Source organism: Rhizocola hellebori (assembly GCF_016862955.1).
Taxonomy (GTDB): domain Bacteria; phylum Actinomycetota; class Actinomycetes; order Mycobacteriales; family Micromonosporaceae; genus Rhizocola; species Rhizocola hellebori.
The window spans coordinates 40,745-58,541 of sequence record NZ_BONY01000003.1 but is presented as its reverse complement, the minus strand read 5'-3'; the positions used below and the strand labels follow the sequence as shown (position 1 = coordinate 58,541).

General features: G+C 67.8%; 16 protein-coding genes and 1 pseudogene. 10 read left to right on the top strand and 7 right to left on the bottom strand.

The genetic code is table 11. The features are described from left to right. Positions 1-320: 320 nt before the first annotated feature. Positions 321-749: a ricin-type beta-trefoil lectin domain protein gene (locus tag Rhe02_RS03355; protein WP_239123278.1), complete on the top strand. Its 429-nt coding sequence runs from the start codon at positions 321-323 to the stop codon at positions 747-749. Here the strand turns inward: Rhe02_RS03355 and Rhe02_RS03350 are convergent. Together Rhe02_RS03350 and Rhe02_RS03345 are read right to left on the bottom strand one after the other, a co-directional pair. After that, a complete protein-coding gene (locus tag Rhe02_RS03350) occupies positions 713-1,375 on the bottom strand; it encodes a response regulator (protein ID WP_203906552.1) in 663 nt (220 codons plus the stop codon). The two genes, Rhe02_RS03355 and Rhe02_RS03350, sit on opposite strands and share 37 nt — an antisense overlap. Next, positions 1,372-2,502: a sensor histidine kinase gene (locus Rhe02_RS03345; RefSeq protein ID WP_239123275.1), complete on the bottom strand. Its 1,131-nt coding sequence runs from the start codon at positions 2,500-2,502 to the stop codon at positions 1,372-1,374. The genes Rhe02_RS03350 and Rhe02_RS03345 overlap by 4 nt, the downstream gene beginning before the upstream one ends. Before the next feature lie 144 nt (positions 2,503-2,646). On the opposite strand from Rhe02_RS03345, the gene Rhe02_RS03340 reads away from it, so the two are divergent. Both Rhe02_RS03340 and Rhe02_RS03335 read left to right on the top strand, forming a co-directional pair. Continuing rightward, positions 2,647-3,636, top strand: a complete 990-nt coding sequence (locus tag Rhe02_RS03340; RefSeq protein ID WP_203906550.1) for a carboxymuconolactone decarboxylase family protein — start codon at positions 2,647-2,649, stop codon at positions 3,634-3,636. 9 nt (positions 3,637-3,645) lie between these two features. Next, the gene (locus tag Rhe02_RS03335; protein ID WP_203906549.1) at positions 3,646-4,065 is read left to right on the top strand and encodes a DUF6220 domain-containing protein; all 420 of its coding nucleotides are present in this window, start codon (positions 3,646-3,648) and stop codon (positions 4,063-4,065) included. Here the strand turns inward: Rhe02_RS03335 and Rhe02_RS03330 are convergent. Next, entirely contained in the window at positions 4,062-5,003 is a 942-nt protein-coding gene (locus Rhe02_RS03330; protein WP_203906548.1) for a helix-turn-helix domain-containing protein, read from the bottom strand. The genes Rhe02_RS03335 and Rhe02_RS03330 overlap by 4 nt on opposite strands. A 70-nt stretch (positions 5,004-5,073) precedes the next feature. Here Rhe02_RS03330 and Rhe02_RS03325 point away from each other — a divergent pair, with 70 nt between their 5' ends. Both Rhe02_RS03325 and Rhe02_RS03320 read left to right on the top strand, forming a co-directional pair. Beyond that, positions 5,074-6,105 (top strand): saccharopine dehydrogenase family protein, encoded by a 1,032-nt coding sequence (locus tag Rhe02_RS03325; RefSeq protein WP_203906547.1) that lies wholly within the window; start codon positions 5,074-5,076, stop codon positions 6,103-6,105. A gap of 36 nt (positions 6,106-6,141) precedes the next feature. Next, positions 6,142-7,695, top strand: coding sequence for an eCIS core domain-containing protein (locus Rhe02_RS03320; RefSeq protein ID WP_203906546.1), 1,554 nt, complete (start codon positions 6,142-6,144; stop codon positions 7,693-7,695). Positions 7,696-7,704: 9 nt separating this feature from the next. On the opposite strand, the gene Rhe02_RS03315 is transcribed toward Rhe02_RS03320, so the two are convergent. Both Rhe02_RS03315 and Rhe02_RS03310 read right to left on the bottom strand, forming a co-directional pair. Then, positions 7,705-8,355, bottom strand: coding sequence for a response regulator (locus Rhe02_RS03315; RefSeq protein ID WP_203906545.1), 651 nt, complete (start codon positions 8,353-8,355; stop codon positions 7,705-7,707). After that, positions 8,352-9,545 (bottom strand): sensor histidine kinase, encoded by a 1,194-nt coding sequence (locus Rhe02_RS03310; RefSeq protein ID WP_203906544.1) that lies wholly within the window; start codon positions 9,543-9,545, stop codon positions 8,352-8,354. Before Rhe02_RS03310 ends, Rhe02_RS03315 begins: the two co-directional genes overlap by 4 nt. 97 nt (positions 9,546-9,642) lie before the next feature. On the opposite strand from Rhe02_RS03310, the pseudogene Rhe02_RS03305 reads away from it, so the two are divergent. From Rhe02_RS03305 to Rhe02_RS03295, 3 genes and pseudogenes are all read left to right on the top strand, one after another. Next, positions 9,643-10,266: pseudogene (locus Rhe02_RS03305) on the top strand (ATP-binding cassette domain-containing protein); the annotation flags it as partial. A 77-nt stretch (positions 10,267-10,343) separates the two neighbouring features. Next, complete coding sequence (locus Rhe02_RS03300) at positions 10,344-11,105, top strand: ABC transporter permease (RefSeq protein ID WP_203906542.1); 762 nt, start codon at positions 10,344-10,346, stop codon at positions 11,103-11,105. Positions 11,106-11,260: 155 nt separating this feature from the next. Further along, entirely contained in the window at positions 11,261-11,698 is a 438-nt protein-coding gene (locus tag Rhe02_RS03295; protein ID WP_203906541.1) for an iron chaperone, read from the top strand. A 1-nt stretch (position 11,699) separates the two neighbouring features. Here Rhe02_RS03295 and Rhe02_RS03290 read toward each other — a convergent pair whose 3' ends face one another. Next, complete coding sequence (locus Rhe02_RS03290) at positions 11,700-13,835, bottom strand: ATP-binding protein (protein WP_239123274.1); 2,136 nt, start codon at positions 13,833-13,835, stop codon at positions 11,700-11,702. A gap of 165 nt (positions 13,836-14,000) precedes the next feature. Between Rhe02_RS03290 and Rhe02_RS03285 the strand changes: the two genes are divergently transcribed. Then, entirely contained in the window at positions 14,001-14,459 is a 459-nt protein-coding gene (locus Rhe02_RS03285; protein ID WP_203906539.1) for a carboxymuconolactone decarboxylase family protein, read from the top strand. 138 nt (positions 14,460-14,597) lie between these two features. Next, positions 14,598-16,898, top strand: coding sequence for a putative bifunctional diguanylate cyclase/phosphodiesterase (locus Rhe02_RS03280; RefSeq protein ID WP_203906538.1), 2,301 nt, complete (start codon positions 14,598-14,600; stop codon positions 16,896-16,898). On the opposite strand, the gene Rhe02_RS03275 is transcribed toward Rhe02_RS03280, so the two are convergent. Then, on the bottom strand, positions 16,861-17,673 hold the full coding sequence (locus Rhe02_RS03275) for a cyclase family protein (protein WP_239123265.1): 813 nt from the start codon (positions 17,671-17,673) through the stop codon (positions 16,861-16,863). The genes Rhe02_RS03280 and Rhe02_RS03275 overlap by 38 nt on opposite strands. Positions 17,674-17,797: the final 124 nt, after the last annotated feature.

Here is a 17,797-nt window from a genome sequence, read left to right as displayed (position 1 = left end):
CTGGTACCTCGGCGGAAACAACTTCTTCACCGTCACCTCGAACCAGATGGACGCCAACACCTGGAACAACGCGACACACCACGGCTTTTCATCATCCTCAACGTGGCGATGGGCGGCTCGTTCCCGGCCGCGTTCGGTGGCGGTCCTACGGCCGCGACGGTTTCCGGCGTACCAATGGTTGTCGACTACGTAGCGGTCTACACCTCAGGCGGCACAAGCACTCCGCCCGGATCGGCGGCCGGTACGATCACCGGCCCCGGCGGCAAGCGCGTGGACGTCATCGGTGACAACAACGGCGGCGCGGGCACGGCGGTCGACCTGTGGGACTGCCAGGCCTCCGCGACGACAACGGAGGCAACGGCACCGCCGTCCAGCTTTGGGACTGCCAGTCCTTTGCCGTCGACCAGCACTGGTATCGCAACAGCAATGGCTCGCTGCGTACCATCGGCCGCTGCCCCGATGTCACCTCCGCCGGGACAGCCAACGGCACCCAAATCCAGCTGTGGGACTGCAACGGCACCGGGGCTCAAACCTGGGTCCAGCAAGCGGATGGCTCGCTGCGCAACCCGCAATCCGGGCGCTGTCTTGACTCGCCCAGCGGCTCCACCGCCAACGGTGCCCGGCTGCAAATCTGGGACTGCAACGGAACAGGCGCACAGAAATTCGCGGAGCTAGCGGTAACAAGCATCGGCCCGGCCGATGTTGGTTGGTGTCACCGGCGTCGTGGCGTGATCAACCCTGACTCGTAAGCCCAAACCACCAGCTGAGCGCGATCACGGCAGTGCAGTTTCATCATCGCCCGATTGACATGTGTTTTGGCGGTCAGCGGGCTGATCACCATTCGCTCGCCGATCTCGTCGTTGCTCAGCCCTCGCGCGACCAGCTCGACGATCTCCTGTTCGCGTGCGGTCAGCACGTCGCGTCCGGCGGCTGGGTCCGCTGGAACAGGGCCGGCGACGAATTCGCTGATGAGCGTGCGCGTGGCGGCCGGGGCGAGCAGCGCGTCGCCGCGCGCCACTACCGCGATGGCCTGTAACAGTTCGGCGGGATCGGCGTCCTTGAGGAGGAACCCGCTGGCGCCCGCGCGGAGGGCGGCTATGACATAGGAGTCGAGCCCGTGGTTGGTGAGGATGAGGACGCGGACCGCAGCGAGGTCGGCGTCGGCGGCGATGCGGCGGGTGGCTTCGATGCCGTCGAGTCCCGGCATCTGCACGTCCATCAGCACGACATCCGGCTTCAGCTGCCGCGCCAAGTGGACGGCCGAGGTGCCGTCGGCCGCCTCGCCGACGACCTCCAGATCGTCCTCGGCTTCGAGCAGGGCCCGGAATCCTGCCCGCATCAAGGCTTGGTCGTCGACGAGAAGGACACGGATCATGCTGGGCCGTCCAAGGGGAACGTGGCCCGGACGGCGAAGCCGCCGCTGTCGCGGGGAGCGGCTTGCAGCGTGCCGCCTAGCCCGGTCACGCGCTCCCGCATACCTTGCAGGCCCACCCCGGGGGTCACCTCTAGGGCCGAGGACGCCTGGCCGTCATCAGACACCGAGACGGTCAGCTGCGCGGGAGCGTACTCGACGTGGACCTGCGCGGCGGCCGGGCCGGCGTGGCGGGCAACGTTGGTCAGGGCTTCCTGGACGACCCTGTACCCGGCCTGGTCGACCTCGACGGGCAGGTCGCGCGGATGACCGGAGAGCGTCACCTGTACCGGAATCCCAGCCGCCCGCGTGCGCGAAGCGAGCTCATCCACCCAGGCCAGCCCGACACAGTCCACATCGGACGATGAGCGCAGCACCTTCAGCGTCGCGCGCAGTTCCCGCATCGCGGCACTGCTGGCTTCCTGGATCGCCAGCAGCACCGGCAACGGCTCCTCGTTTCGTTTGCGGGCCAGGTGCACAGCGATCCCGGCTTGGACCTTTATCACGGAGATGTTGTGGGTCAGCGAATCGTGCAGATCGCGGGCGATGCGCAGGCGCTCCTCCCCGGCGCGGCGCAACGCCATCTCCTCGCGGGTGCGTTCGGCGTCGATGGCCCGCTGCTCCACCTGTTTCAGGTAGGCCTGGTGCTGCCGGGCGATCAGCCCGGCGATGTTGGCGGCCACAAACCAGCCCAGGAGAAGGGTGGTGCGTTCGCTGATCTGCTGACCGGTCAGCCCGGCCGGGGCGACCGAGATGTCGCGGGCCAGGAAGCCGCCGAGGAAGACGAGGCTGGCCAGGGCAGCGGCCCAGCGGTGCCCCCGCCAGGCGGCGATGAGGACCGTGCCGAGGACGGCGAACGACGCGGCCACCCCGGCGTGCACCCGAGCGTGGTAGGCCAGCATCGCCGCGGTCGCGACGCTCAACGCGACCACCGGGTGCCGTCGGCACATCGCCACGGCTGCCGCCGTGACCAGGACCAAGGCGACGTCGATCGCCCGCGTGGGAGCGGCGTCGGGCGCGAGCGCGGCGTTGCCGAAAAGCAGGGCGCCCAGGGCGACTCCGCCGAGGGCGTAGGGCAGATCCGGGCGCATGATCGCACAGTAGACCCGGCAGTCACCTGGAAGCATCCTGCGCCCGTGGTAGATGCGGCATACCGCGGACGCAGTAGTGCGGGCCAGGCAAGTGTCTGCGGTGGCACGATGCTTTCCAGGGGTGCAGGCACAAGCATCGACCCCATGACATACCGCTTCTTCATTCCAGCTCCGGCGAAGGCGGCGATCGGTCTGACCGCGGAGGTCTATCGGCAGCTGCGGGAAGACTTTCTCGGGCCGGTGCCGGCCTTCCAAGCGCTGTCGGCCGCGCCGGAGGTGCTTGCGGCGACCTGGTCACTGATGCGTGAGTCGCTGCTTGCCGGAAACGCTTCCCGGGTCGACCGCGAGGTTGTCGCATCGGCGGTGTCCCGGGCCAACCGCTGCCGGTTCTGCGTCGACGCCCACGTGATTTTGCTGCACGCGCTGGGGGAGCGCGAGCTGGCCGAGGTCATCGCGCAGGGCGAAACGCCGCAGCACCCCAGGCACGCCGAGCTCGTCGGCTGGGCGCAGGCGAGCCGCAGCCCCGAAGCCGGATCGTGGACCAGCCCATACCGTCCAGAGATCACCGGTACCCTGCTCGCCTTTCATTTCATCAATCGGATCGTCTCGGCGTTGCTTGACCCGGATCTGCTGCCCGGTGGCCTGCAACGGTTCCCGGTGGTGCGATCCGCCGGGGGCCGGCTGTCGGCCAAGGCCGCCCGTGCGCCCAAGACGCCCGGCCGCAGCCTTTCCCTGATCGCCGAAGGCACGGCAGAGCCACCGGCCTGGGCCGGCGACAGCCCGGTCGGCGTTGCCTACGCGAGCCTGAAAAACGCTGCCGGGCAAGGGGGAGCGCTGCTCGGCGAGATGGCTCGGCAGACCGTGACCGGTACCGTGAGCTGGGAGAACGGGCGGTTCCCGAACGAGCCGGGGCTGTGGGCCGCCGACCTGATCCGGGACCTGTCCGGCAAAGACCGGGCCGGGACGCGGATCGCGCTGCTGGCCGCGTTCGCGCCCAGCGCGATCAGCCCGGCCGACGTCGCGGTGTGGCGACTGTCCTATCCAGACGATGCCGATCTCGTGCGAATCGTGGCTTACGGCGCGATCACCGCCACCGACCATGTCGCCCAAGCGCTTGCGCCGGCGCACCGCTAGGAGGTCATCGTGCGTCGGACCTTTGTCGTGGTCAGCGGTCTGTTGCTGGTCGCCTTCACCCTGCAGTTCGTCTTCGCCGCCGTGGGCGCATTCACGAAACCCGCGGGTGACGGCTCCTATGCCCTGCACAGCGTTAATGGGATGGCGGTCATCCCGCTGCTCTCGCTGCTTACGATCCTGGTCGCCGCGCTGGCCAGGGCACCCGGCCGGATCATTGGGCTGACCGTCCTGCCGCTCGGCCTCGTCATCGCGCAGGCGCTGATTGCCTTGCTGGCCAAGGCATTCACCGATGCCGCGGGCGCAAGCACCCCGCTCAGCCTGACAATCGCCGCGCTGCACGCGGTCAACGGGATCATCGCCGTGCACGTCGTCGTCGGGGTCCTGAAAGCGGCTCGGCAGCTGGCAAGCGAGCCTGGTGCTGCCGCCTAGCGCGGTCTGCGGAAGGTGCGACGGTAGGCGTCGGGAGGTACCCCGATGATGCGGTTGAATTGTCGGCGCAGCGTGGTGGCTGTTCCCATCCCGGCCGCTTCGGCGATGGCATCGATGCTGTTGTCGGTGTTCTCCAGTAGTTCCTGGGCGCGGCGGATTCGCTGCGCTGACAGCCATTGCAGTGGGGTGGTGCCCGTTGCCGCCCTGAACTGGCGGGCCAGGTTGCGCGAGCTCATATTCGCTTGGCGGGCAAGGTCTTCCACCGTCAGCGGCCGATTGAGCCTCTCCATCGCCCAGGGAAACAGGCTGGCGAGCGGATGGTCTTCGCGCGCGGGCACCGGGGTGGTGACGAACTGAGCCTGGCCGCCGGCCCGATGCGGCGGCACGACCAGGCGCCGGGCGACGGAGTTGGCGACCGTCGAGCCGTGGTCGCGGCGGATCAGGTGCAGGCACAGATCGATCGCGGCGGCTTTGCCGGCCGAGGCGAGCACGTTGCCGTTGTCCACATAGAGCACGTCCTGGTCCACCTGCACCCGGGGGAAGCGGGCGGCCAGCGCCTCGGTGTGGGCCCAGTGGGTGGTCGCGCGCAGCCCGTCCAGCACCCCGGCGGCGGCAAGGACAAACGCGCCCGTGCACAGCGAAACCATTCGGGCGCCCGCCGCGTGGGCGGCGCGGACAGCGTCGAGCAGGCCGGGCGGCACGTCTGCGTCTGCGTCCTCCACTGCGGGGATGATCACCGTGTCGGCGCTGGCGAGCCGGTCCAGCCCGGCGTCGGGTTCCATCTGAAATCTGCCGATCCTGACCGGGCCTGGGCCGCAGACCACGAGGTCGTACCACGGGTCTGCCAGGCCGGACGGGTCCTTGACGAAGATCTCACAGGCCATGGCGAGCTCGAAGTGCAGCATGCCGTCGGTGGCGGCGATCGCGATAGTGGCCATGTCCGAAATTGTATGGGGGATGGCGTTCCAGACACTCTCCAGCCAGGCGGCCGTTTGAGATGATCTCCCTATGAGTACAAATCAGACCGTGGCGGTGTTCGGCGCCTACGGACACACCGGCCGGTTCGTGGTGGCGGAGTTGCGCGATCGCGGATTCGTCCCGCTGCTGCTCGGCCGCGACGCGGGCAAACTCCAGACACTGGCGGCACCGCATCTCGGGCTCGACTACCGGGTGGCGTCGGCCGACGATCCGGCCTCGCTAGACCTGGCGTTGACGGACGCGGCCGCGGTCGTCAACTGCGCCGGCCCGTTCGCCTCGACGGCGGCCCCGGTGATCGAGGCCGCGCTGCGCGCCGGGGTTCCCTATGTAGACGTGGCGGCCGAGATCGAGGCCAACCTGGATACGTTCACGCATTTCTCCGAACGCGCTGAGGCCGCGGGCGTGGCAGTCGTGCCGGCGATGGCCTTCTTCGGCGGGCTCGGCGATCTGCTCGTCACCACGGCGATGGGCGACTGGGTCGCGGCCGACGAAGCCCATATCGCCTACGGACTGAGCAGCTGGCATCCCACCGCCGGGACCCGCGCCTCCGGCACGGTCTCCCGGGAACGCCGCGATGGCAAGCGGGTCCGCTACACCGGTGGCCAACTGGATTACTACCTCGGTGAGGGCGACCTGCCGACCGTGGACTGGGACTTTCCCGTGTTGGGCCGCCAGCCGGTCCTCGCCGAATTCACGATGGCCGACATCATCACCGTCCCCAGCCATCTGTCCATTCCGGAGGTGCGCACCTACATGGCCACCGCCGCGGCCAAGGATGTGGCCGCCCCGGACACCCCCACACCCGTTGCAGTGGAGGAAACTGGCCGCTCCGCGCAGACTTTCGTCGTCGACGTCATCGTGCGCTCCGGCGAGACCCAGCGCCGCATCACCGCCAGCGGTCAGGACATCTACGCGATCAGCGCGCCGCTGGCGGTGGAAGCGGTGCAACGCCTCCTGAGCGGTCAGACGAAGACCAGTGGAGTTGCCTCCGCCGGAAAGATCTTCGACGCCCCCGACTTCCTCCGCGCGCTGTCCGCGCACCTCTCGCTGTCAAAGGCATGACTCTTGGCCTATGGATCTCGGGCTATGCTCTCGGACATGGGCGTGGCGAGTGGCTTCGATGTCAGGCCGGAAAGCTCCGAGCCGGAACGCCGTCTCGACGTGTCCCACGGTCACCCTGTCGATCACGAGATCCGTAGGTCGATGGAGTCGCGATTTCGGTTCGACTTCAGCACGGTAAGGATCTTCGCCGACGAGCGTGCCGGTGAGGCGGTCGATGCGCTGGACGCCCGCGCGGTCACCATTGGGTCGTCGATCCTGTTCGGACGCGGCGAGTACGCCCCGCATACCCACAGCGGCAAGTCGTTGCTGGCTCACGAACTCGCCCATGTCGTCCAGGCGAGCGGGCCGACGGACCGCGGCTCAAACGTGGCCTCGGCCGAGGCGGACGCGGATCAGGCAGCCCAGGACGCGATGTCCGGGCGGCAGGCGCGGCCATCGGTAAGCACACCGGCGACGCCACATTTCAAGCTGCGCAAGCCCGGCAAGGTAAAAGACGGCGAGTACACGGTGGAAATGGACGAGAATCCAGGCTCGGCCGGGCTGCAGGAGAGGGTCCGCATCGAGTTCATGCCGGACAAGGCCGGGCCGGTGACCGACACGATCACCTTCTTGCAGGTTGCCCAGACCTTGGTCGGCGGTAAGGCGAGGCCGTGGAAGGAGCTGCATAAGGATCAGGCGATCGTCGACCGGATCAGAACCAAGCAGGCCAACCGGATACACGAGACGAAGCAGGGCGACACGCTCGCCTCGGTCTCTACCGCACATTACGGGCTGCCCAGCAAAGCGGCCGCCATCTACGACGCCAACCAGGGGCTGGGGATCAGCTCTGATCCCAAGGCGCCCTTGGCCGCTGGGCAGTTGCTCACGGTGCCCGACGCGGTGCAGGGTGACTACAGCCTCGACATCGACGCCGCCAACACCAAGCCGCGCCAGCCCGGTGGCCCCAACGTATCCGGCAACTACCCGCATCTCGAGTTCCGCAACAAGTCCACCCCGATCCAGAACTCCGGCGGCTTGACTCTGTCCTCCGCCACCCCGGGCCGGGCGGTCGGCCGCAACCCGGTCGCAGGCCCTCCCGAAAGTGCGATCATGAACGACCTTCCCGGTGGTGGTCCCTACAAAAGCACGTTCCGTTTCGAGACCACGGCCCACGCCGAGGACATCGGCCACTACTACGGGGCCGTGCATTGGGGGTTCGACTACGACCCGTCCAACACCGGATCGGCCACTCCGACGCCGCACATCACCAACGAGTTCGCCGAGTTCGCCCCGAACGTCAGTGACACCATGGGCGCGGCGGTCGTCGCCTTCAACAAGGACGTCGGCAACCGGCATGTGGTGCAGGAAGGCGAGACGCTGCGGGCGATCTCGTTGATGTACTTCAAGACCAGCAACCGGGCTTTCGCGCTGTTCTCAATCAATCCCGGAATTCTGGCCACGTTCGATGCCGATGCGTCCCTGCCTCCCGGCAAGGAGCTGAACCTGCCCACGCAATGGGACGTGGCCCGCTACGGCGCGGGTGGGGTGAAGCCGAGCGCGGCCGAGCAGGACACCGTCTGGGACAGGATCCGCCGGGCCGCTCCCCGTTGACGGCCGCGCCTACGTGGTCAAACCGGCATCACGGGCGAGCAGGGCGACCTGGACTCGGTTGGTGCAGCCAAGTTTGGCCAGGATGCGGCTGACATAGGTTTTGATGGTGGTCTCGCTCATGTGCAGGTTCCGGGCTATGTCCGCATTGGACATTCCCTGGGCGATCAGCTTCAGCACGTCGGATTCGCGAGCGCTCAAGGTTTCCAGGAGGTGTGCGGCGTCCGCCCGGCGATGCGTTGCGGCCGGGTTTACCAGACCCAGCAGCATCCGGGTCACCGCGGGGGAGAGGTAGGCATCCCCTTCGTGGGCGGCTCGCACGGCGCGAATCAGCTCATCGGGTGTGCAGTTCTTCAACAGGAACCCGCAGGCCCCGTTTTCCAGCGCGCGCAAGACATTGGGCTCGGCCCCGAACGAGGTGAGCATCAGGACCTTGGTTGCCGCTGCCGTGCGCCGCAGGGCTTCGAGCGCGCCCAGCCCGTCCAGCCCCGGCATCTTGATGTCAATCACGGCAACGTCTGCGCGCTGGGAGCGGGCCTGCTCGACGGCGGCGGTGCCGGTGCCCGCCTCGGCGACGACCTCGATGTCGGGGGCTGAGCAGAGCACGGTGCGGATGCCCGCGCGGATCAGCGGTTCGTCGTCGGCGATGAGCACTCTGATCATGATGACACGCCAACCACCAGGCCCACTTGGAGCAGCCCGAACATGAGCAGGGCGACAACCACCCCGACGGTCACCAGCCGTCCGCGCCCGGCTCGCGGCTCCTCGCCAGCCGGTCGCGACGCCACGGGAAGCATGGCGACCAGGCGGAACCTGTTGTCCTGCAACCGATGGTCGAGGAAACCGCCGGCCAGCGCGACCCGTTCGCCGAGGCCGAGCAGACCGTGCCCGGCTGTCGCTTCGCCGGGCCCGCCGGGCGGGCTCGGGTTGGCCACGGTCACCAGGAGAGCGTCCGGCTCCCAGGCCACCTCCACGCTGACCGGCTGTCCGGGCGCGTGTTTGGTGGCGTTGGTGAGTCCCTCCTCGACCACCCGATAGGCCGACTCCTCACCGCCGGCCAACATGGGCCTGGCCTCGCCGCGCTGGTGCAGGCTGACCGCCAGCCCGGAAGCTCGGACCTGGGCCACCAGGGACGGGATCGCCGCCGTCCCCCGCGACGGTGAAGTTGTTGCCACGCCGTCGGTGCGCAGCGCGCCGATCAGCTCGTAGAGCTCGTCCATCGCGCTGCGGGCGGAACCGGCCAGCTGCACGATGGCCGCCCGCTGCTGCGGCGGGAGGTCGGCCACCTCCAATGCGGCCGCCTGCACCGAAACCAGGCTGAGCCGGTGGCCCAGCGAGTCGTGCATGTCGCGCGCTATGCGCAGCCGCTCCCGCAACCGCTCCTGCTCGGCGAGGATCTGCTGGCTCTGCTTGAGTTGTCGATTGTTCTCCGCCAGCGATTCCAGGAGGCGCTGATGCTGTGCCACATATCGTCCCGCGATCACGGGCAGCACCACGAACACGAGGAACACGAACAGCAGCAACGAGATGGACTGAGGCCGCGCGGTCAGCATCACCACCTGGCCCGCGGCAGCCCCGACGATGGCGCCGACCACGGCCACCACCTGGATTCGTGACACGATCGACCGCCCGGCCTGCCAGCTGATCCACAGCAGCAGCACATAGCCGGGTCCGGCCACCGACATCAACACCAGCGCGGCAACGAAGGCGGCGCTGGTCCAGCGGTGGCGCAGCAGGACGACAAGCGTGACGGCGAGCCCATAGAGCGCCACCTCGCCCCACCCCGGTCGCACAGCGGAGCGAAGCGCGAGCTCACCGAGGATCACCCCGGCCGAGAGCAGATACCGGGCCATTCTCAGCAGGCTACTGGGGCGCCGGACAACTTTGGTATCCAGCAGAGACCACTTTTGGCGGCAGCGATGGCGCTGCCCGGTCTCCTAGCGTGAAACGGTGATCGACATCCAGCACCTCACGAAGCGTTATGGCCGCACGATTGCCGTCGACGACCTTTGCTTCACCGTCAAACCCGGCCACGTCACCGCCTTCCTCGGGCCCAATGGCGCGGGCAAATCCACGACGATGCGGCTCATGCTCGGACTGGACCGGCCGGCCCACGGCGATGTTCGCTTCGACGGGAAGCGATATGAGCACCTTCACCGGCCGCTGCACACGGTGGGCGCGATGCTGGAGGCTCGGTCGATGCATGGCGGGCGCAGCGGGTACCACCATCTGCTTTGGTTGGCACAAAGCAATCGCCTCCCCAAAGCGCGAGTGAAGCAGGTCCTGGAGATGGTCGGCCTGCCGGATGCGGCCAGGCGGCGGGTGAGCGGGTATTCGCTGGGCATGACCCAACGGCTTGGGATTGCGGCCGCGCTGCTGGGCGATCCGCCCGTGCTCCTGCTCGACGAGCCGGTGAACGGTCTGGACCCGGAAGGCATCGTGTGGATCCGCCACCTGCTGAAGGAGCTGGCCGGGCAGGGCCGGACAGTCTTCGTCTCCAGCCACTTCATGGCGGAGACCGCGCTGACCGCACAGCACCTGATCGTGATCGGGCGGGGCCGGCTGCTGGCCGACACCACCGTGCCAGGCCTGATCGGCGAATCGGCTTCGCTTGAAGAGGCATTCATCCGGTTGACCGCGGGAGGGCAGCGATGACAGCGATGATGCTGGCGGAATGGACGAAGATCCGCACAGTGCGGTCCACATTGTGGACCTTGCTGCCCAGCCTGGCAATCAGCGCGGCAATCGCCTACCTGGCCGGGAGCAGCTTCAGAACCTCGCTCGCCGACCGGCCTGGCGACTTCGATCCGCTGTTCGCCACTTTCTACAGCCTCACTCTGGCACAGCTCGGGATCGTGGTGTTCGGCGTACTGGTGATCGGCGCGGAATACTCGACCGGCACCATCCGCTCCGCTCTGATCACCGTGCCGCAACGTGGAAAGCTCTATCTGGCAAAGGTTTGCGCCGTCACCCTGACCATGTTCGGCGTTTCGGCCCTGATCGTGCCCGCCACCTTCTTCGCCGCGCAATCGGGGCTCGGCCCGTATCGGGTCACGCTCGGCGACAAAGGTGTGGCCGAGGCGATGATCGGCGCCGTGTGCTATCTGACCCTGATCTGCCTGCTCGCCACCGGGATCACCACGATGCTGCGCAGTTCGATTGCGGCCCTGGTCATCCTGCTGCCGCTGTTCTTCCTCGGTGGGTCTGGCCTGGGCAACCTTCCCCAAATCAAGGACTTCGCCCAGTACCTGCCCGACCAGGCCGGGATGGTCGTCCTGCACCTCACCGTGCCGGACGATCCGCAGCAGTTCGGCCGCGACTACGGCCCCTGGACTGGCCTGGGCATCATGGCGCTGTGGACCTTGGTCGCATTGCTCGGCGGCCTTTGGACGCTGCGTCGCCGGGACGCCTAGACCTGTCCCGGCCCGCGGCATCCTCCTGAGCGCTTGTTTGCGCAGCTAGACGGCGCGCCACCTGTCCCAGGGTGTCCCACGAGCGGTGCGGGCCTTGACCGGCCGGTGGTCAGATAACTCCTGTCAGGAGAACACGACACTGAAGGAGAAACGACATGACCACCAAGACCTACGACGGATTCACCGACGCGGAGCGGGACGCGATGAAGGAGCGCGCCAAGGAGCTGAAGGCGGCCGCCCGCCGCCCGCGCGGGGCAAAGGTGGACACGGAAGGCGAGGTGCTGGCGAAGCTGGCCGAAATGCCGGAATCGGATCGGGCCATCGGTGAGCGGCTGCACGCCATCATCAAGGCCAATGCCCCATCGCTGTCGGCGAAGCTCTGGTACGGGATGCCGGCGTATGCGAAAGACGGCAAGATCGTCTGCCATTTCCAGCCCGCGGACAAGTTCAAGACGCGCTACGGGATGCTCTGTTTCAGCGATGTGGCGAACCTCGATGACGGTGCCCTATGGCCGACCTCGTTCGCGTTGCCGGAGCTGACCGCCGCCGGTGAGAAGAGGATCGCCACCCTCGTCAAGCAAGCGGTGCGCTGAGTCACGAACCCTGGCGCTCGCGCAAGGCGAGCGTCTCGGCGTAGGCCTGCCGGACCTCGATCTCCAGCTGGGCCTCGGCAAGGGGTTCCAGCAGCTCCAAAGCGAGCTGGTGATGTTCGAGCGCCTCATCGAGCGAACCCATGATGCGCAATGCGACGCCGAGATGGTGGTGGCACCACGCCTTGTTGTGGGGCACCTCCGCCAGCTGCAGCGCCCCGTGCAGCGTTCGCAGCGACTCGGCCGGGTCTATCGAGGCCAAGGCGGCACCGAGGGTGACCAGCCCGGTCATCCGAGCCGGCCCACTGGCCAGCTCGATCGAGGCGCGGGCGAGTTCTGCCGCTTCGTGGGGCTGGCCGAGATGGAGGGTCACCCATCCGTCGAAGGCCAGTGCCTGGGACTTGCCGCCGCGATTGCCGGACTTGTCGAAAAGCCTTTGCGCCAGCCGGAATTGAGCCTGTGCCGCGTCCAGCTCGCCACGATCCCTGCGCACAAAACCTGTGCGCAGGGCGAGGACCCCGGCGAGGTCGTCATCGTCCACACCGGACTGTTCGGCTAGTTGGTAGGCGGCCAGCGCCTCGTCAAGACGTCCCGCGGCGGCGCAGGCGAAGCCGAGGTCCACCAGAAGCGAAGCGCGTTTCTGGTGGCGGCCCAGCCGTTGCGCGGCGGAGGCGGCCGCTTCGAGCAGGCGGACCTGGTCGCCGGTGCCGCGGTGCCGGAAGAACCAGGAGCGCATGGTCTGCGGCAGCTCAACCACGACCTCGTCGGCGCCCAGCCGCACCGCGGTATCGAAGCAGGCGACCAGGTTGGGGTATTCGAGGTCGAACCAGGCCATGGCCGTCGCCGGGTCGCCCGGCGACGTGGCGTTGGTGGGCTGGAGGGGCAGCGACTGGGCGTGGGCGACGGCCTGTGCCAGATAGTGATTCAGCACCCGGTGCAGCGCGGCGTCGAGGTCCGGCTCCTCCTCGGCGGCGAGGTCGGCCGCGTACCGCCGGATCAGGTCATGCAGCCTGTACCTTCCGGGCGAAGGCTCCTGCAGCAGGTGTGCGTCCACCAGCTCTTCCAGCGCCGCGTTGACGTGGCCCGGTGTCATGCCGGTGACGGCGCAGGCGACCGGCGCATCGAAGTCGGCCCCGGGCAGCACACCCAGCAGCCGGAACATGCGGCGCTGGTTGGCATCGAGCTGGTGCAGCGACATGCCGAACACCGCCTCGAACCGGCTGGTGTTCGCGCTCAGCCGCTCGGCGAGCACCGCCACCGTCCAACCCGGACGGTGCCGCAGCCGCGCCCCCGCCATCCGCAGCGCCAGCGGAAGCCCGCCGCACTGCCGCAACACCTGGGTCACCGCCTCCCCATCGGCCAGGTCGGCCCCGGAGGCACGGCCGAACAGCGACGCGGCTTCCTCGTTGGACAGTGGCTCCAGCGAAACCGGCGGCACCCCCGCCAGGTCCACCAAGCGATTGCGGCTGGTGATCAGGACCGCGGACTTGCCCGCGCCGGGAAGGAGCTGGCTTACCTGCTCGGCGTCCACCGCGTTGTCGAGCACCACCAGGGCCCGCCGCCGCGACAGCTCGGAGCGCCACAACGCCGCGCGTTCTGCGGTGTCGGCTGGTGGCTGCGAAATCCCAAGGGCGCCTAGAAGTCTTGCCAGAGCGGCTGTTGGCTCAAGCGGTTGCTGGCCGGGGGTGAAGCCGAGGAGGTCAAGGTAGAGCCCGCCATCCGGATATGACGGCGCGAGCCGGTGCGCCACATGCACGGCGAGGCTGGTCTTTCCGACACCGCCCATGCCGTCGATGGCGACCGTGTTCACGGTGCTCAGCAGCTGCACGACCAGAGCTGCCTCGGTCTCGCGTCCGGTGAAGTCGGCCAGATCGGCCGGAACGTCGTTGCGGCGCGGGGTGGGTTCGGCGCCGGCCTTGGCCGCGTCGGCCCACAGCGTGCGCAACGGACGAGGATCGCGCCCCACCGCCCGGCACAGCGCCACGACCGCTTCCCACGGCGGCACCTGCTGCCCGGTCAGATATCGGGACAGGGACGAACTGCTCAAGCCCGCTTTGCCGGCGAGGGCGCGCAGGCTCAGCCCGCTCAGCTCCTTGACTCGGGCGAGCTGAGCGACCAGGCGATCTTGGACGCTGGACACCGGGTACACGGTACCCGTCCCAGCTCGACGGCACGGAACGCAGTGGCGTTTGCGCGGCTAGGAGGTGCCGTACCCGTCCCGCGGTGTCCCACGGACGGCGCGAGGATCGGGCCGCCGATGGTCGGATGACTCCTGTCAGAAACGCTCACAAAAAAGGAGAAAACAATGCGAACCGTTCGGATGCCCAACCCCGCAACCCTGATCCCCGAAGCGATGCAAGCACTTTTCGGGGTAAACAAGGCCATCATGGGCGCGGGAGTCGACGCGAAGCTGCTGGCTATAAGCCACCTGCGGGCCAGTCAGATCAACGGCTGCAGCCCGTGCGTGGCCGGAGGCGCACAGCAGGCCCGCCACCACGGCGTCACCGACGAGCAGATCGACACCGTCGCCGCCTGGCGCGAGACGCCCTGGTTCAGTGATGAGCAGCGCGCCGTGCTGGCCCTGACCGAGGCCGTCACCCGGCTGGCCGACAACCCGGACCCCGTCCCCGACGAGGTGTGGGACTTTGCCGCCAAGCACTTCGACCAGAAGGAGCTGGCCGCGCTGTTGCTCAACATCGCCATCACCAACGCCTTCAACCGCCTCAACGCACCCACTCGTCAGCAGGCAGGCGCGAAATGGTAAGCCACTGGTCCAAAAAGGAGTGGTGTTACCGCCGTGCGTGGACTGGGAGGGATTGACTGCGATAACGTACGACGGTCGCGGGGGCCGATATGTGCCACCCGCGTCCGCGGGGGCCCGATATGTCCCTAGCGAAGGCCTATGACTGTTACACCAGCACGGGTGCTTGCGGTGATCGGGGCGGCTGTCACCGTCGGTGTAGTCGCGCAGCTGCTGTATGCCGGGCATCCGACCGCGGCAACGGTCTGGGACGACACCGGCCAGTTGGTGGCGGGCCTGGCGGCGATGGTGAGCTGTTTTTGGAACGGCTGGCGATCCCGCGGCCCGCAGCGCACCTGGCGTCTGGTCCTAGGCATCGGTTTCGCCGGCTGGTCGATCGGCATGGCGATGTGGGCCTGGTACCAGATCATCGAGAACATCGGGCTGCCGTCGCCTTCCGCGGCCGACGCCGGCTTTCTCACCTTGCCGGTTTTCGCGCTGGCCGCCCTGCTCGTGCTCGCCGCCAACCGGCCGTGGCGGCCGCCGCACGCGGTGCTCATCCTCGACGCGCTGGTGGTCGTGGGCTCGCTGTTCATTCTGACCTGGGCCACCTCGCTCGGCGGCGTCGTGCAGGCCGGGGCACCGACACCGGCCGCGTTCGCGGTGGCCATCGCCTATCCGGCTTCCGATCTGGTCCTGGTCACCATCATGGTGCTGCTGGTGGTCTTCGGCCGTAGCAATCCAAGGCAGTTGCCCGCTCTGCTGACCCTGGTGCTTGGCCTGGTGGCACTTTCGGTTTCCGACAGTTTTTTCGCGTACCTGGTCAGCCTTGGCGCGGAGGAGATGCCGCCCATTTTCGACATCGGGTTCATCGCCGGCCCGGCGCTGGTCGCGCTTGCCGCAACCGATCGCGGCAAACGGCGTCCCGAGGATGGCAACCGCGGTCGTGACAAGGCTTATGAGCTGGCCTACCTGCTGCTGCCCTATGTTCCGCTGGCGGCCACGGGCGTGCTGATCTCCATTCAGCTGGCCACCGGTGAAACCATCGACACCACCGAGAAGGTCGTGGGGCTGCTCGTTCTCTGCATGGTGGTGGCCCGACAGCTGATCACGTTGCTGGAGAACAGGATGCTGCTGGAGCGGGTGCGGTACGGGCAGGCTCGCTTGGAGCATCAAGCGTTTCACGACCCGCTTACCGGCCTGGCCAACCGGGCGCTGTTCCACGATCGGCTGGCCGAAGCGGTCGAGGCCTATCGCCTTGAGCACCGGCCCATCGGCCTGCTCTTCATCGATCTTGACGACTTCAAGCTGGTCAACGACAGCTATGGCCACGAGACCGGGGACATGGTCCTGTGCGGCGTGGCCGACCGGCTGCGCACGTGTATGTCCGGTGTGGACGTGGTGGCACGTCTGGGCGGAGACGAGTTCGCGGTGCTGCTGTGTGGCGGCACGGAGCCGGAGGCAGCCGGCGAGCTGATCCGTGAGGTGTTGCTGCCGCCGTTCCGGTTCGGGGATCGCCAAGTCAGCGTCAGCGCCAGCATCGGCGCCGCGGTCACGGCCGAGCAGGAGCCGGATCTGACGGCCGATGCGTTGCTGCGCCGGGTGGACGCCGCCATGTACGACGGCAAGCAGAACGGCAAGGGCGTCATGATGATCTACCGCAGCGATCTCGCCGCATGGGCACATCCAGACCTGCCCACGCTGCTCGCGGCCGCTGTGCGCGGGGAGCCGCATGCCGGCGCCATCGAGGTGTACTACCAGCCGATCGTCCGCCTCTCCGACGGGGCCATCGTGGCGATTGAATCGCTTGCCCGCTGGACCAGCCCGCAGCTTGGCCGGGTCCCACCGCTCGTGTTCGTCGCGGCCGCCGAGCGGGCCGGGCTGGTGGCGGCATTGGACGATCTCGTGCTCGACATCGCCTGCCGGGAAACAGCCACCCTGGCCGACTTGCAGGTCCACGTAAACATTTCGGCCGGCCGCCTGGGCTGCCCACTGCTGGAAGCGACCGTGCGCGACACCTTGACCCGCCACGGGCTTGACGGAAGCAGGCTGGTGCTGGAGATAACCGAGACCAGCCGGATACCTGACCTGGAGGCGGCGGCGGACTCCACCCGGCGTCTGCGCGACGTGGGCGTGGGGCTGGCCATCGACGACTTCGGCACGGGCTACAACACACTGGCCCACCTGCACACCCTGCCGGTGGACACGGTGAAACTGGACTACTCGCTCATCACCCCGACCGCGAATTCGGAACGCGCCGAAGCGATCGGCCGCTCGGTGGTCTCCATCTCCCGCGCGCTGGGCATTTCCGTTATCGCCGAAGGTGTGCAGACCCAGGCCCAGGTGGTAAAGCTGCAACGCTGGGGCTGCCACCTGGGCCAGGGGTACCTCTACGGGCGGCCCGCTCCGCTGACGGAACTGCGGCTCACCCTGGCGGAATCACCCCAAAAATCGTTGCGGTAGAGCCGGATCCGTTGCCGTTACGCGGCCCGCCGACGAGGACCCATGCCCCGGTTGCCGGTAGCTGCCCCAGATTCGCGAGGTTTTCCAGGCTGATCCGATGCTGGTCGTAGAGCAACGTGGAGACCGGGAAGGTCTCGTCGATGCCGACATCGGGGCCGAAGGTGTCGCTGCCCAGCGCTCCTCTGACGCCCAGCCTGCCGGTCTCGATGAGCCACTCTGCGGCCGGCACGCTGAACCCGGGCTGATGGATCACACCCTCCGCATCCAGGTTCGCGTAGGCCGGCGTTCCCCAGCGCTGCGACCATCCGGTCCACAGGATCACGGCGGCGCAACGCGGAATTTTGCCGTGCTCACGCTCCCACGCCTTGAGATCCTCCACGGTGACCGCGTAGTCCGCGTTGGCCGCGGCCTTGCGCCTGATGTCAATCCTCACCGCGGGAAGGAAAAGGTCGTGCGGATCAAGCTGATCCGCGGACAGGCCGCCTTCCTGGAAGTGGTTCGGGGAGCCCCAATGGCTTCCGGTGTGTTCGCCCTCCCGCACAAATTGCATGTAGAAGCCATCGTTGGGCACCGTGGCCACGGTCTCCAGGGTGAACTCGGGGTCACCCGGAAAGCCGCTGGTGGTCGCCGGGTCGTTGACGTGCGAAAGAAAAACCAGGCGAAGCCTGTCCAGCCGCATACCATCGCCCGCGGCATACGCCGGCTCGGCCGCACCGGCCACCATCGCCCCGGTCAGCCCAGCCGCCGCACCCATTACTACCTGTCGTCGATGCATGCGTACATCGTGTCCGATTTGAACACTCGGCCACAACCGCCCAGATCGCTGGCGATGCCCTCCGAAATTAGGTTTGCCGATGGGCGATGGGCGTGTGACGGTATGGGCGTGATCTTCGATGGTG

Bases quoted from the DNA above. Each gene is read 5' to 3' on its own strand.
- Rhe02_RS03350 (WP_203906552.1), bottom strand. From the start codon at position 1,375: ATGATCCGTGTCCTTCTCGTCGACGACCAAGCCTTGATGCGGGCAGGA.
- Rhe02_RS03345 (WP_239123275.1), bottom strand. From the start codon at position 2,502: ATGCGCCCGGATCTGCCCTACGCCCTCGGCGGAGTCGCCCTGGGCGCC.
- Rhe02_RS03340 (WP_203906550.1), top strand. From the start codon at position 2,647: ATGACATACCGCTTCTTCATTCCAGCTCCGGCGAAGGCGGCGATCGGT.
- Rhe02_RS03330 (WP_203906548.1), bottom strand. From the start codon at position 5,003: ATGGCCACTATCGCGATCGCCGCCACCGACGGCATGCTGCACTTCGAG.
- Rhe02_RS03325 (WP_203906547.1), top strand. From the start codon at position 5,074: ATGAGTACAAATCAGACCGTGGCGGTGTTCGGCGCCTACGGACACACC.
- Rhe02_RS03320 (WP_203906546.1), top strand. From the start codon at position 6,142: ATGGGCGTGGCGAGTGGCTTCGATGTCAGGCCGGAAAGCTCCGAGCCG.
- Rhe02_RS03315 (WP_203906545.1), bottom strand. From the start codon at position 8,355: ATGATCAGAGTGCTCATCGCCGACGACGAACCGCTGATCCGCGCGGGC.
- Rhe02_RS03310 (WP_203906544.1), bottom strand. From the start codon at position 9,545: ATGGCCCGGTATCTGCTCTCGGCCGGGGTGATCCTCGGTGAGCTCGCG.
- Rhe02_RS03300 (WP_203906542.1), top strand. From the start codon at position 10,344: ATGACAGCGATGATGCTGGCGGAATGGACGAAGATCCGCACAGTGCGG.
- Rhe02_RS03295 (WP_203906541.1), top strand. From the start codon at position 11,261: ATGACCACCAAGACCTACGACGGATTCACCGACGCGGAGCGGGACGCG.
- Rhe02_RS03285 (WP_203906539.1), top strand. From the start codon at position 14,001: ATGCGAACCGTTCGGATGCCCAACCCCGCAACCCTGATCCCCGAAGCG.
- Rhe02_RS03280 (WP_203906538.1), top strand. From the start codon at position 14,598: ATGACTGTTACACCAGCACGGGTGCTTGCGGTGATCGGGGCGGCTGTC.
- Rhe02_RS03275 (WP_239123265.1), bottom strand. From the start codon at position 17,673: ATGCATCGACGACAGGTAGTAATGGGTGCGGCGGCTGGGCTGACCGGG.